9 protein-coding genes are annotated in these 14,818 nt (G+C 46.0%); 4 read left to right on the top strand and 5 right to left on the bottom strand.

Going from position 1 to position 14,818, the window contains the following annotated elements; all coding sequences use genetic code 11:
* Positions 1-174 precede the first annotated feature (174 nt).
* Positions 175-672 (top strand): hypothetical protein, encoded by a 498-nt coding sequence (locus V5G21_RS06475; RefSeq protein ID WP_035203455.1) that lies wholly within the window; start codon positions 175-177, stop codon positions 670-672.
* Between the two features lie 170 nt (positions 673-842).
* Here the strand turns inward: V5G21_RS06475 and V5G21_RS06470 are convergent, their stop codons facing one another.
* Together V5G21_RS06470 and V5G21_RS06465 are read right to left on the bottom strand one after the other, a co-directional pair.
* Complete coding sequence (locus V5G21_RS06470; RefSeq protein ID WP_095236534.1) at positions 843-3,806, bottom strand: ATP-binding protein; 2,964 nt, start codon at positions 3,804-3,806, stop codon at positions 843-845.
* A 73-nt stretch (positions 3,807-3,879) separates the two neighbouring features.
* Complete coding sequence (locus tag V5G21_RS06465; RefSeq protein WP_051881181.1) at positions 3,880-4,998, bottom strand: response regulator; 1,119 nt, start codon at positions 4,996-4,998, stop codon at positions 3,880-3,882.
* Between the two features lie 203 nt (positions 4,999-5,201).
* Between V5G21_RS06465 and V5G21_RS06460 the strand changes: the two genes are divergently transcribed.
* Positions 5,202-12,503, top strand: coding sequence for a SpaA isopeptide-forming pilin-related protein (locus tag V5G21_RS06460; protein WP_338465401.1), 7,302 nt, complete (start codon positions 5,202-5,204; stop codon positions 12,501-12,503).
* A 16-nt stretch (positions 12,504-12,519) separates the two neighbouring features.
* On the top strand, positions 12,520-13,110 hold the full coding sequence (locus tag V5G21_RS06455) for a sortase (RefSeq protein WP_338465400.1): 591 nt from the start codon (positions 12,520-12,522) through the stop codon (positions 13,108-13,110).
* 49 nt (positions 13,111-13,159) lie between these two features.
* On the opposite strand, the gene V5G21_RS06450 is transcribed toward V5G21_RS06455, so the two are convergent.
* Entirely contained in the window at positions 13,160-13,291 is a 132-nt protein-coding gene (locus V5G21_RS06450) for a hypothetical protein (protein ID WP_257006945.1), read from the bottom strand.
* Between the two features lie 125 nt (positions 13,292-13,416).
* Complete coding sequence (locus V5G21_RS06445; RefSeq protein ID WP_011248401.1) at positions 13,417-13,755, bottom strand: helix-turn-helix domain-containing protein; 339 nt, start codon at positions 13,753-13,755, stop codon at positions 13,417-13,419.
* 277 nt (positions 13,756-14,032) lie between these two features.
* Between V5G21_RS06445 and V5G21_RS06440 the strand changes: the two genes are divergently transcribed.
* Positions 14,033-14,287, top strand: a complete 255-nt coding sequence (locus tag V5G21_RS06440; protein WP_041824137.1) for a hypothetical protein — start codon at positions 14,033-14,035, stop codon at positions 14,285-14,287.
* Positions 14,288-14,683: 396 nt separating this feature from the next.
* Here V5G21_RS06440 and V5G21_RS06435 read toward each other — a convergent pair whose 3' ends face one another.
* On the bottom strand, positions 14,684-14,809 hold the full coding sequence (locus V5G21_RS06435; RefSeq protein ID WP_338465399.1) for a hypothetical protein: 126 nt from the start codon (positions 14,807-14,809) through the stop codon (positions 14,684-14,686).
* Positions 14,810-14,818 lie beyond the last annotated feature (9 nt).

Raw genomic sequence — 14,818 nt, 5'->3', positions numbered from 1 at the left:
CTCGCTCCCCTATATTTCCCATTGCTGCAAGAAACGCCTCTTCCTTTAGGTCATCAAAGCAAAAGAAGGAAGTTGGCTACTAGAAAAAGAATAATAGCAAAATGAATGGAGCATAGCATGTGTAGCAAATGAACGTGAGACGCTAAAACAACCATTCAAGGGAGCGATAGAGGGATGGCAAAAAAGCTGGGAGTGGCTTTTCTCTTTGTATGGCTGAGCGCTGCTGTAGCTGGGTGTGGCATGTTTGCAGCGGGAGGACAAGAAATAGAAGAAAAATCGAAATTTGAAGCCGGTGTAAAAGAGCCTCCTATTCCCACGATCACAATCGGCAACGAACCATTTCAACCAGCGCTTGGCGCTTATTCCTGGGGAGTTGAAAATAGCAGTGGCACCGTGACAAGTACTGAAGTTGACATTGCTCCTCCTCCTGAGCAGGCGAAGCATATGGAGTCAATTGCTGTTGCTGGGGAAGATGATCTTGAAATTGATTTTGGTTCAGTCCATCCGCCAAAGCCAATGGATTTACACATTTGGGAGGACGGAAAACGACGTTTTGTCGACGGTGACATGCGGTTAGCTGATTATAAGGGGACGGGTTCAGTTATTGTTGAGTTGTATGGCGAGTGGCACGAAGGGCATGCAAGCTACGTATTTGTATTAGAAGTACGGTGATGTCGTATGCTGCATAATATATTGTAAGAAGTTGTGGAAATGAAGCGAATCGGCTAGGAAATCAAAACATAGGCTTGTCCGCTTTCGCCACGTTGCCGCACAGGCGAAGTTACTGGAAAACAAAAGCGGCCATAGCGTAAGACAAATTCTTATGCTATGGCCGCTTTTTGTTACTGAAGGGGCGCTGTAAAGGAAACGGTCGTGCCTTTGCCGATTTCGCTAGAGACGGAAAGGCCGTTTCCTAGTTGTTTTTGGAGCCGTAAATTCGTATTGGCGAGGCCAATGCTTTTTTTCGTTGATTTGGTTTGGGTGAAGAGTGTATTCAGTGTGTCTTGGTCCATGCCGACTCCGTCGTCTTTAATCGCGATGTGCGCTTTTCCGTCTTTTTTGTACACATGCACTTCTAATGTTCCGCCTGCTTCTTGCTTTAAAATGCCATGAAGGATGGCGTTTTCGGCAAGGGGCTGGATGGAAAGAGGCGGCACCAGGCAATCAACATGCTCGTCAATCGCCCATTTGACTTGCAGACGCTCGCCGAATCGTTCTTGTTCGATGTACAGATAGGAGCGGAGCAAGTCGAGTTCTTCACTTAGCGGGATGACAGGCGACAGTTTTTTTTCGTTGAAGCTGGCGCGCAAATAGCGGCCAAATTCAGCGATTAAATCGAGCATCCTGTCTGTGTCAACGGTGCTAAGGGAGGCGATGGTGTTTAGCGTATTAAATAAAAAGTGTGGTTCAATTTGCGCTTGCAGCCAGGCGGCTTCGAGGCGCAATCGGTCTTCGATTGATTGCTTTAAGGCGAGCATGGCCTCAATCCGTGTTTGTAGTTCGAGCAAATCGACTGGTTTGCCGATATAATCGTTTGCCCCGGCGCGGAAGCCTGCGTAAATGTCTTCTGGCTGTATCCGGGCTGTAACGAGCAAAATCGGCAACTCGGAAACCGAATAGGTTTGGCGGATGTGCTTGACGAGCTCAAGGCCTGACATTTCCGGCATCATGACGTCAGCAATCACTAAATCCCAGCGTTCTTCTGCTACTTTCCGCAGCGTGGCTTTAGGTGACGTCTCTGTCACCAACTGGTATGGCTTTGTCGATAGGGCGTGGCGCAACACTTTTAAGTTGACGGGGTCGTCGTCAACAGCGAGTATCCGAAATGGCGCTTCCCTCTCAGGCTGTTGTGGCGCTTCGGCAGCGGCAACTTCGTTTGGTTGTTCAGTCGTTAGGGCGGTGGCGATGGCTTGATGGTTGGTGCTTTTTGCTAATGGCAACGTGAAGGAAAAGCTTGAACCTTGGCCAGGCGAAGAGACGACGTTGATTTGACCGCCATGCATTTCTACGAGCTCTTTGCAAATCGCTAGTCCAAGCCCTAATCCTTCGTTGTCAGCATTTGCCCCTTGTTCGTATGGTTCAAAAATGCGTGCCTTTGTGCTTTGGTCCATTCCTAATCCTGTGTCGATGACGCGGATCGTTGCCAGCTTCCCTGAATGGGAAGCGGCAATCGTGATTGTGCCTTCGTTCGTGAACTTGCCGGCATTGTGAAGCAAGTTAAACAAAATTTGGCTTACGCGATTGGCGTCGGCAAACACAAGCGGAAAATCGTTCGGGATAGCGACAACGAAACGGGTTTTTTCATTGTCGATTAAGAAGTTCAACGTATCCAAAGTCCGGCGAATGATTGGCTCAAGTTGGATAGCTTCTTGTTGCAATGTCAACTTTCGCTCTTTAAATACAGCTAGGTCGATTAAATCATTAAGCAAGTAAGACATGCGACGGCCTATTGAAACGAGCAACTCTAAACTTTGTTGGCTTTTTTGGTCAAGAACTTGTTTGTTTTCTGTTGCGACAGTTTGGGCGATGTTCATCATCCCGTGTAATGGGTTCCGCATTTCATGGGATGTGGAAGCAAGAAATTGGTCCTTCTGTTTATACTCTCGTTGTAGCTTCGCCAACAATGTCGCATTTTCGTCTTCGGCATGGAAAAACCGTAAAAACCAAAAGCTTGAAAAACATAGAAACGCAACCGTTAAATCAACAGGGTAAAACATTAGTGTTGGCATAGCAACACTATCGACGTAACGGTAAAGCATCATCCATAGGACGTTGGAGGCAACCGCCAGTGCTGCCAAATAGAGCAGCAAAGCCCCTTTTAGTTGGGCCTGTACGATTTTCAGCATGATAAACGTGATCGTGCTAAATGCAAACACAATAGCAACCGCCAGCAAGAACCCCGTTTTATGTAAAAGGGAGAGTGGCACAAGTAAAAGATAAACAAAATAAAGGCCAAACAGTGTAGAAGCCACACGTACTGTCCGTTTGTAAGAAGGAGCAAATGTGCGCAAGACGAACAACAAAAACGAGAGCGAGAGCCCGGCGTAAAATAAATATGTCAAGCGCTTATCCCATTCACTGTTTAACGCAATAAAGTAACCGAGTACTTTGTTGTCTGATATTAGGACAGACGCTGCTGCAAAGAAAGCGGCCAATGCAAAGAAGAGGATGCCCTTTTTTGCAGGTTTGATGGCCTTCAAAATACAGGCATATATGGCATGAATGAGCATGATGGCGGCTACAGCCATTTGTAAAAGCGATTCAATAGCATTTTTTCTCTCTATGTTTTCGCTCGGACCAAAATAAAGCGAACGAGGCGTTGGCAGCCAAGAGTGGCGGTCAATCTCTTCCAGTTGAAACGTTAGCCGGATCAGTCCGTTCTCATCAGGCTGGATAGAGGCAAGAACGGTCGGCGACATTTGTCGGTTTTGCGTAGAGGTTTGATACAAGCGTTGCCCATTTGCTGACACTGAAAGAATCCCATGAGGCAAATGAATATAAAATCCATAATAGCGCTCAGTATCTTGTACTTGCAGATCGAGCTGGTACGTACCTTGCAGTTCCAGTTCCGTCGGCCCTGGGATCGTTTTAAGTGCCTGTTCCTCGCTGTGTAAAGGGATAAATTTCCATTCGCCTTCCAGTGACACATAACCAGGTTGGGAAAAAGCAAAATCGCTTAAGTCGAGTACGCCGTTTTTAGCGGTTGGCTGATCTGGCAAACCTGTCATCGCGTTCCACACTAAACGAATAATAAGCAGAGCAAGTAAAAATACACATACGATAAGAAGCTGTTTCTTAGTGGGCATAGGCGACTCCTTCAAATCCAAGCAACTTTCACCTTCTAAAAGGTGAGCCTGTTCATTTGCGATATAGGGATCATTATTCTGTTAGTTGTTTTCTGCATTCGTCATGTAGTTTGATAAGTTCAGGGGAGGGGGCGATCGCAAATTCTTCGTCGAGCATGTGGACGAGCTTATTATATTGCTTTTCGAAATAAAAGGGCTCGTTTAACGCTGCGTAAATTCTCATGAGCATACAATAGCTTTCCTCCAGAAATGGGTACATTTCTTGGATTTTTTGGCCTAGTCTAGCAGCTTGCTCGTATCGGCCTTGTTCAAACAGGTAGTCCGCCACGGCAGTCGCCGTTTCACGCCACAGGTTTTTTAAATGTTCACGTCTATTTTCAGCCCAAAGGTAATCTTCTTCGTGTAAATAATCACCTCGGTATTCATCCAGTAATGTAAGGTAGGCAGGAAGTGTGCTGTCTGAAAGCGCTGGAAGCTGGCTCCATTTCTTTTCCCATTCCAAATAATCAATGTGGATGTCGCCAACTTCTAATGTGTAGCTCTGCTCAAAGTTGTCAATACGAATGGAAGGGAATACGCTAGTAAGCGTTTTTCGGATCAAATAGACAGTCGAATACAGTTGGGCATAGGCTTTTTTGTAGTCGCTGTCTGGCCAAAAAGTCTCGATGATCACGTCTTTGCGGACATGGTGTCCAAGGTGGTGTAGCAAAAATAAAAACAACCCTTTCGCTTTGGAGGTTCGCCAATGGATATGAATCGGTTTTTCTCCAGAAAAGAATTGTAACGAAGGGAGGCAGCATATCGTTGTTTTTTCAGCAGGGATACTTTCCTGCTGTTTTTTCGTTTGTAGGCGTTCAAGCGTCTTTTTTAGTCTATTCTTGCTAATTGGTTTCATGATGTAATCGACTGCATTTAATTCAAATGCTTTGACTGCATATTCTTGATAGGCGGTGACAAACACAATTTGGATGTCAGGGTGTTTGCTTAGAACCGTTTCGGCCAGTTCCATGCCGTTTACATTGGCAATTTCAATATCTAAAAACAACAAATCTGGCGGTGTGCTCAGCACCCAGTCGAGCGCTGTAGAAGCAGAAGTAAATGATCCGGTGATTTCAACATCTCCAACCCCAAGCAGCTGGTTTTCCAAGAAAGTCAGTGCATGAGGCTCATCATCCACGAGCACAGCTTTCATACGGAGCCCCCCTTTTTTCAATGTTTTTTCTTCATTATAGCAATTTCTTCCCAGATAACCTACTGAAATTTGAAAAAACTAGTAATAAATTCGGTGTAGCGAACTATATAGGTTTTGTAGAGATGGGTTTGATACATTTCGTTAGGCTGATCAATGCCTGAAAAGGCGTTTTTTGGTGAAAATGCAAAAAGGAGGGGACAAGAATGAAGAACAAAGCTACTGCGATAGTGCTAATTTTTGTTTTGCTGGTGCAAACATTTATTGCCCAGTTAGCAGGAGCGGTGCAAGTGTATGCACAAGAGCCGGAGGCCAGCACATTTGAAGCTTTGGCTAGCCTTGTTGATGAAAACGGGGAGCCATTAACAGAAGAGGCCACACTAGCAGCAGAAGACCAAGTGCATGTAAAGATTGATTGGTCATTAACCGGACACACACAACAAGAGACATACCACATAAAGTTGCCAGAGCAATGGCAGCCAGACAAGATTGAATGGAAAGACGAAGGACATGGGGACGAGATGGTTACATACTCGCTAAATGGAACAGAACTGACCATGTCTTTCCCTGAGCAGGAGGAAGCTGTACAGGCAAGCGGCACGGTTGAACTTTCTGCTTATTTTTCGCAAGATGCAATTGGTGAAGCCGCGGAAACCGATCTTGTCTTTCTAATTGGAGACACAGCGCAAGTCATTCCAGTGTCTTTTCAGGTAAAAGAAGAACTGGAGCAGGAGCCTGTACAAGAAGAGGCGCCAGCGTCTAGTGAAGAAGAACAAGTAAACGAGGAAGGCGACACGCCTGAATCGAAAGAGCAAGCGCCAGAAACGGAAAAAGAAGAGGAAACGCCAGTGGTAGACGAGGAACAAGTCGCTGCTGAAGAAAAGCAAGAAGATGCAAGGAAGGAAGAACAAGAAGAAGCAAGTAAAGAAAAGGAAGAAAATGTAGAGGCGAATGATCAAGAGGCGGACACGACAGAATCAGCGGAAGCCGATGTAGTGAGCCAGGCAGTTGTCGGGGAAATCGAGAAAAATATTATTACAGGCATCGTCCTTCGGGATGGGGACGGCAATTTGATCAACGCTGATGAAAATCCAGGAAACAAGCCAGCGCTCGGTGATGATGTTCAAATCGAAATCACCTGGGAGCTTCCAAATGGCCATGGTTATGGAAGTGGCTCGACATTTACGTTTTCCTTGCCAGACATTTTCCACGTTTACAATGACGTGAATGGTGAGCTCACATTTGGAGATACAACAGTCGGTTCTTTTACGTTAAAGGAAGATGGCACGGTTGTTATGACATTCAACGAACAAATCGAGGAATTATCGAATGTCCATGGGCTGCTCAACTTTCGGACAATTATTCGTGAGGACCTTGTAGGCGACGTCGATCGCGAAGTCGTGTTTGACGTCAAAGATGAAGTGGTGGCCAACATTCCAATTTCGCTCCAACCGAAGGCAGGATCGGCCATCGATAAACGGGGGCAAGTAAACCGTGCCTACAATGCAACAGAAATTGAGTGGACTGTCGATTTTAACAAACAGTTAAAATCAATCAATCAAGCTGTGCTGAAAGATCCGATTCAACAGCACCAAGCATTGAAAAAAGGTTCAATTGAAGTCTATAAACTGGATGTCCAGCTTGACGGCACTGTTAAGCAAGGCGAGCGGGTAGACCCGAGCGCGTATACGGTCACAGAAGACCCGTTTGACATTCAGTTTGGCGATATTTCTTCTGCTTATCGGGTCGTATTTTCCACAGAGATTACCGACGAAGACGGCACGAACTATGCCAATAAAGCGACATTAACAGGCAAGAATAGTGAGGATCTGTCGGCAGAAGCAAGTGTAACAACAAGACGCGGCCAGGCACTAGCAAAGCGCAATGCAAGCTACGATCCAGCTACACAAACGATTACGTGGGAAATCCATTATAATTACAACGAAAAATCGATTAAACAAGCAGACGCTCTGTTGGTCGACTCGTTTAGCGAAAGCCACGACTTGATTGCCGATTCAATAAAAGTGGAGCGCATTACCCTTGATGAGAACGGCAACGAAAAAGAAGCATCGAACGCAGACAATTATGCAGTAACGCCAGGGCAACACGGTTTTGAGCTGAAGTTTACAGAAGACATCAACGATGCCTACAAGATTACGTACAAGACGAAAGCAAATGAACGGGTCTTGGAAGACGGCAAGATTGATAACATTGTTCAATCAGGTGGAAGAGAAGCAAAGGGAAGCCAAGGAACGAGCCAGCAAGTGCTCCATAAAGGCTATTCCAACATCAACTATAAAGACAAAACGGTCCAATGGCGCATTGACTTTAACCGCGATGGCTATGAAATGAAAGACGTGTTCTTTACCGATTCGTTTACGAACGGTGGGTTAGAGCTAGAAAGAGATTCGTTTAAAGTGTTGCGGAAAGGGACAGAAGTCAATCCATCGGAATATACGTTGGAAGAAACAGATGAAGGCTTTACGCTCCGCTTCCATGAACCAATTTCCGAACCACATCAGATCGTATATACAACGAAGTTCCACTACGACGAGCTGAAAGGTGACCAATTCCGAAACCACGTTCATATGAAGTGGACAACGGAAGACGGGAAAACGTGGGAAAAAGAGGCATCTTCAGGTTTCAAACCGGACACGTATACAACGAACAATGGCTTTAAAAATGGTTCTTATAATGCAGTGACGAAAGAAATCACGTGGACAGTCGGCATTAACTACGACTTAAAGAACTTGACGGTAATGAACGTCACAGATTACATCAAAGGAAAACAAACGCTTGTCGAAGGGTCGATTGAAGTGTATCGAGCCGAATTAACAGGCGGCAACAACGGCATTAGAAAAGGCGAGAAACTGAGTCCAAGCGAATATGAACTAGATTTGCTTTCAGATGAGAAGCCAGGTTTCCATGTGCGTTTTCCAGGCGAACGCGACGACGCTTATATCATTGAATACAAAACAAGTGTGGAAGGCGAGTTAATCGTCGACCGCTATGACAACACAGCTACCCTTAGCAGTGAAGGGCGAGAGCCAGTTGATTTAAACGCCCATGTGACTGTTCAACATGGTGGCAGCTATGTTGAAAAAGGTGGCAAACAGAATGGCAATGTCATTGATTGGAACGTTGCCATTAACGCTGGCCAATCAAAAGTGTCCGATGCAAAAGTCATCGACCAACAACAAGCGAACCAAATCTTGCTTGAAGACTCGTTCCGCCTGTATGCAACAACGGTCAGCGGGAACGGGCAGTTTGCAAAAGCAGAAGAGCTGGAACGTGACAAAGACTATACGCTTGAAATCAACACGGCTGATGACGGATCGCAAACGTTTGTCCTCTCCTTCTTAGAGGACATCACCAGGCCGTATATCCTCGAATACCAGTCTTACATTAATGCAAGCGATGGCGAGGAAATTAGCAATACGATTAAATTTGAAGGCAAACAAATTACAACTGAAAGAACGGACTCAAGTGAAACGATCAAAGTCCGGCTCACTGATGGCGGCGGCAGTGGCTCAGGGAAACGCGGCAGTCTCGAAGTCATTAAATTCGACGCCAACAGCAAGGAAGTGTTGCCAGGTGCACGCTTTACGCTGTATGACAAAGAAGGCAAAATTGCTTTACGCACTGTCGTGACAGACGAAGACGGCAAAGCGATATTCCGGAACTTGCGCTACGACAATTATTTGTTAAAAGAAGACAGTGCCCCTGATGGGTATGTTGTCGGTATCGATGCAAAAATCGTAAAAGTAGACAGCGAAACGACAACAATCACGGTGGAAAACAAGAAAATCACCCGTGACGTTGCGTTAACCAAAGTTGATGAGGAAACAAAGCAAACGCTAGCTGGCGCGGAGTTTGCATTAGAGAAAAAAGCAGGCGACAATTGGGAGACAATCGAGGAAGGGCTTGTGACGAACGAAGACGGCCAACTTGTATTAACCGAATTGGAACCTGGTGACTACCGGTTTGTAGAAACGAAAGCGCCTGTCGGTTATGAACTTGACAACCAGCCAATCGAATTCACGATTGACGACAAACAGACAGAACGAATTCTTTTAACAAAAGACAATGTCATCATCAAAGGCAGCGCTGTTTTGAAAAAAGTCGACGCAGCCACTGGTGAACCACTTGAAGGCGTATCCTTTAAGCTCGTCCAAGACGGAAAGACAATAAAAGAGGGGCTTGTCAGTGACAAAGATGGCTTCGTAAAAGTAAGCGGCCTTCGTCCAGGATCCTATGAACTGATCGAAACGACAGCGTTAGAACATTACAAGCTAGACCCAACGCCGATTCCGTTTGAAATTGAAGCGGGCCAAGAGAAAGAACTCACTATTGGCGAGAAAGAGAATGCTCTTGTCACAGGCGGCATACGTTTGACAAAAGTCGATGGCGATGACAATCGCCTTGCCCTGCAAGGAGCCGTGTTTGCCCTTCTTGATGAAGACGGCAATGTCTTAAGGGAAGGGCTAGAAACAGATGAATCTGGCCAGTTGACGATTGAGCAACTCGCTCCTGGCAACTACCAGCTTGTCGAAACGAAAGCGCCTGTTGATTATGAACTCGATGACACGCCAATTCCTTTTACAATCGAGAAAAGCCAACAGGAAACGATTCAAGTTGAAAGAAAGGTCGAAAACCACTTAATCACGGGAGCAGTCGAACTGAAAAAACAAGATAGCAAAGACGGCTCAGCTTTAGAAGGAGCGGAGTTCTCCCTCTATACAGAAGACGGTGAACTTGTAGAAGAAGGCCTTGTTACCAGTGAGAACGGGACAGTGTATGTTGAAGGCTTGAAGCCAGGCAAGTATTACTTTGTCGAGACACAAGCACCTGCCCATTACCAAGCTGATGATACAAAGCGTCCTTTTACAATTGAACGGAGCCAGCTTGAAAAAGTAGAGCTCATCGTCGAAAACGTACTCATCCCAGGTGCGGCCACATTAATCAAAGTCGACGAAGACAATGAAAACGTCCGTCTAGAGGGGGCCGTTTATACCCTGGAAGATGAAGAGGGAACGGTCATTGAAGAAGGGTTAACCACAGATGAAGAAGGGCGAATTGTCGTCACTGACTTGCCTCCTGGCGTTTACTATTTTATTGAAACGAAAGCGCCTGAGCATTATCAGTTAGACAATACGCCAATCAAAATTGAGATTGAAAAGGGCCAACAAGAGGCCGTTCAAGTCAAAGCGGTTAATACACTCACAACGGGCAGCGTTGTGCTTGAAAAGCATGACAGCGAAAGCAATGCGCTGTTAGAAGGGGCGGAGTTCTCGCTTGTTGACGAAAATGGCAATACGGTCAAAGAGGGACTCACGACAGACGCAAACGGCCGCATTGTCGTTGAAGGATTAAAACCAGGCAAATATGCATTTGTGGAAACAAAAGCGCCTGCCGATTATCAGTTAGACGAAAAGCCAATCCCGTTCGAGATTGTTCGCAGCCAAAAAGAAGCACTCGTTGTGGAAAAGAGCAACACGTTAATTCCAGGTGCCGTTGAATTGCTGAAAGTCAATCAACATGATACAGCCGAGACATTAGCGGGAGCTGAATTTACGTTGCTTGATGGCGAAGGGAATGTTTTAAAAGAAGGGCTAACTACGGACGAAGAAGGCAAGCTGCGCGTTGAACAACTTGCCCCAGGCACGTACCAGTTTATCGAAACGAAAGCGCCACAAGGCTTTGAATTGTCAAGTGAACCGTTGCCGTTTGTGATTGAACGGAGCCAGCAAGAAACGCTAAAAGTTACTGCGTTCAACGAATTAATTCGCGGCAAAGTCGAGTTGAGTAAGGTTGACAGCGATAATCAAACAATCGCCTTAAAAGGGGCCGAGTTTGAACTGCGGACGAAAGCAGGCGAGTTTGTTGCTTTGTTTACAACCAATGATGAAGGCAAACTGTTAATAAACGGCATTTTGCCAGGGGACTATGTGCTCGTCGAAACGAAAGCACCTTTTGGCTATCAACTTGATGCCACACCAATCAATGTAACAGTTGAACGTGACCAAAAAACAGCCGTTTTGGTCACAAAAGAAAACACGCTTATTCCTGGTTCGGTCATTGTGGAAAAAGTTGACGCAGCTGACCAACAATTGCTGTTAGCAGGAGCCGTGTTTAGCCTTTTGGATGAAGCCGGGAATGTGTTGGAAGAGAACCTTATGACTGACCAACATGGAAGACTGGAAATCAACAACCTGCCGCCAGGCGACTATCAACTTGTCGAAACAAAAGCGCCTGAGCACTATCAGTTAGATGCCACGCCGATTGTGTTCACGATTGAGAAAGGCCAGACTGTTACGCCAGTCATAACGGTTGAAAACACGCTTATCCCTGGGGCAGCGGCATTGATTAAAGTGGACCAAGACCATGGCGATATCCGCCTTGCTGGTGCGGAATTTATGCTGACTGATGCAGACGGAAATGTGGTAGCAGAACAACTGGTGACAGATGAAAATGGGCTCGTTGCCGTTAGCGATCTAGCACCAGGCACCTATTATTTCGTGGAAACGAAAGCGCCGCTCCATTACGAGCGTGACGCAGAACCAGTGGCGGTTACAGTAGAAAAAGGGCAAACGGAAGCAGCGGTTGTCAAGAAAAGCAATACGTTGATTCCAGGGGCTGTTGTACTCGAGAAAGTCGATAGCAGCGACCATTCTACGTTGCTTGCAGGAGCAGAGTTCCGCCTCGAAGACGAACAAGGAACTGTGATCCAAGAAAAACTGGTAACGGATGAAACAGGACGGATTATTGTCACCGACTTAAAACCAGGCAACTATCAATTCGTAGAAACAAAAGCGCCAAATGGCTACGATTTAAATGAGGAAGGGCTAGCCTTTACGATTGAACGGAGCCAAGAGGCTGCTGTTGTCGTCAAAGCTGAAAACACGCTCACGCCAGGAAGCGTCGAAATTGTGAAGGTTGACAGCAGCGATGGCGCACGTTTGGAAGGAGCCGTCTTTACCGTGCTAACAGAGGATGGCGACATGGTTGCAGAAGGGCTGACAACCGATGAATCAGGCAGCGTACAGCTTGATGGGTTAGCGCCAGGCACATACCAACTTGTTGAAACAAAGGCGCCAGCTCACTACCAGCTAAACGAAACGCCGATTGCGTTTGAAATTAGCAAGGGCCAAACAGAGCGGCTTGTACTAACAGTTGAAAATACTCTCATCCCACCAGGTGAGGAACCAAAAGAACCACAACCGCCTAACGAGCCAAAGCAGCCACCGACAGAACCAGGCGATGGCCAAACGCCAACTGGGCCACAAAACAATAACGGCGGCACAGGAACAGGCAAGACAGGGACACCAAAAGCAGGTGGCAGTGATCCAAGTCCGCTGCTTTCAAAAGGAGCACAGCCTGCTTCAGGGGGACAATTGCCGCAAACAGGCGAAACCGAAATGTTCATGTTTATGGTTGCCGGATTGTTGCTGATGGCGATTGGCGCTCTTACACTAGTGAACGGACGTTTGGCAAGAAAAAGGGGATAGAAAGAAGGGGCATTTCTTGCGAAAAAGGACACTTTTTATAGGAATGTTGCTCATCATTGCGGGACTGGCGCTTGTCGCTGTCCCGCTAACAAAAGAGTGGCAGCAGGCAAATGGAGTGGCTCAACTAGAAAAAGCGCTAGCCGCTGTCCAAACGGGAGAAACGATTGAAAAGACGGATGATTCACCATCCTCTTGGACAAAAGAACAGTTAGAGGCAGTGATGGAACTGGAAATCCCTGCAATTGACTTAAAGCAGTATATACTTGATGAAACAACGGATGAAAACTTGGCCTTAACGCTAACGCAAATAAAGCAAGAACAAGTGCCAGGAGAAGGAAACTTCGCGGTCGCGGGCCATCGTGGCTACCGAGGCGACAGGCATTTCCGGCAATTGCCAAATGTGCAAAAAGGTGATGAAATTCGCCTTCATACCGATGACGGCAAAACGTATATTTATGTGGTCAAGAGCACGGAAATTATCGAACCAACTGATGTAGATGTGTTAAACGATGGAGAGCAGCCGGAAATTACATTAATTACGTGTACGCTGTCTGGCCAGCAGCGTGTAGCGGTGAAAGGCGATTTGATTGATGTGATTGAAGCGTAGAGAAAGAATCAAACAGACGAGCGACGGTTAGTGCCAACCGTCGCTCGTCTTATTTTTTTAATTCACGTTTCAAATAGCGAATGCCGAGAATAAGAAAATAACCACCAAGCCCAAAGAAGCCGAACAAAAACACGATTGCAAAAATCTGATAAAGGGCTGTTCCGATTGAAAATTGGTCCAATGGTAGACTTCCTTTCCTATCATTTTAAGAAGCAGCGAACAGACAGGCGTTGCACGGGAAAGGCGGTAGCCTGCTCATTGCTGATGAACGAGCTGTTAAGCGCTTTTATCCGCACTGGATCAGCATTAATGGCCTTTTTTCTTTTTAAGCCTGCGAAATAATTCGAGCTGTTCACCTAAAAATTCTTTTTCTTCCTCATCTAAATTCGTAAACGTATAAGCAGAGCCGTTTTCTTTTACTTTGTCTGACGGGGCGGTTTTGATATCTGTCTCTCCCGCAATATACGCAATGGAAACATTATATTTCTCGGCGAGCTGCTTTAATTTGGCAATCGAAGGTTCGTTGCGGCCTTGTTCGTAAAAACCGTATGCACTTTCCGTAATGCCAAGGAACGAAGCGACTTCTTGTTGCGTTAGCTGGTGAGCTTTCCGCAGCTCTCGTAAGCGGTCATTCAGTTCAGCCATAAACAAATCCTTCCTATTTGTTATTGTCACAATTATACAACTAAAAGTTGGGTAAAGGAACAAAACGAACATGAACACTCTGTAAAATTGGGTAAAACACTTGACTCCCTAATTTACGTTGGCTAAACTGACTATAAATGGGAGCGCCTTCCTACATAACTCCATGACTTGCACGTGCTATTAAGGGCATTCGGTACGGCCACTGCCGTGTATCCTCTTACGAATTGAAGGCGCCTCATTTTGAAAAGACTGATTTTATTGACAAGGAGGTGAAGAAGTGGCGGATATTCCCTACAGCGTCTGTTCCTGTTTATACACGGGCATCCAAAAAAGCATTGCTTTTCTGACAATGCAAGCCAATGCCGTGGAAGCATCAAAGGAGTGTGTATGGAAAAGGTATGACGACCAGCTGTATCACGAAGTAAAAGAAGCGTTGCAATGGCACCGCCAACATTGTATGGCTGATACGAGCCATTTAGAAGAAGCGTTACGTGTTTTCGAAAACGCCTATAACCAAGTACATGATAAATAGGAGCAGACGTCTTTCTCTGTAAGGTCGTTATGGTACGACTGCGTATTAATAAAAACGGTACCATTAAAAGCTAGCAAAAGTGGCGATTGCCACAAAAGCCCCACTTCAAGCAATCCGACTGAGCAAGCAGTGGGTCGTTCACGTGTGAAAAAGAGGTTGACTATGAAAGATGCATATCTCATTTTAGCGGTTGTAGGATGGTGGCTGTCCGGATGGTATGGGACCAGTCGGGGGAAACCAACATAGCGAAGAAGAATACCTAGATATAGAGTCGCTTGAAGAGCGCGCTCTGCTGTTGGCTTTTACAATCGAAGCGCTGTCTGCTAAAACGATATAGGAACACCAAATAAACGCAAGCGTCACAGCGATTGAGACGTTTGCGTTTTGCTATCCATTTCATGTTCTCATCAAAAAAGAAAGAAACCAGACAGCGTGTGGCTGCTCATCCGCTGCGGCTCTGCGAAAAGCCTCTTGGACAATTTGCTGAGAAGCTCGGTCAGCTGCTATTAGGTAGAAATCCACTGTATTTTG

It is taken from the genome of Shouchella rhizosphaerae (assembly GCF_036700015.1).
In the GTDB taxonomy this organism is placed as follows: Bacteria; Bacillota; Bacilli; order Bacillales; family Bacillaceae_D; genus Shouchella; species Shouchella rhizosphaerae.
The sequence above is the reverse complement of the archived record's forward strand: the minus strand, read 5'-3'. Positions and strand labels throughout refer to the sequence as shown.

Coding starts and splice junctions, on each gene's coding strand:
- V5G21_RS06475 (WP_035203455.1), top strand. CDS start 175: ATGGCAAAAAAGCTGGGAGTGGCTTTTCTCTTTGTATGGCTGAGCGCT.
- V5G21_RS06465 (WP_051881181.1), bottom strand. CDS start 4,998: ATGAAAGCTGTGCTCGTGGATGATGAGCCTCATGCACTGACTTTCTTG.
- V5G21_RS06460 (WP_338465401.1), top strand. CDS start 5,202: ATGAAGAACAAAGCTACTGCGATAGTGCTAATTTTTGTTTTGCTGGTG.
- V5G21_RS06470 (WP_095236534.1), bottom strand. CDS start 3,806: ATGCCCACTAAGAAACAGCTTCTTATCGTATGTGTATTTTTACTTGCT.
- V5G21_RS06445 (WP_011248401.1), bottom strand. CDS start 13,755: ATGGCTGAACTGAATGACCGCTTACGAGAGCTGCGGAAAGCTCACCAG.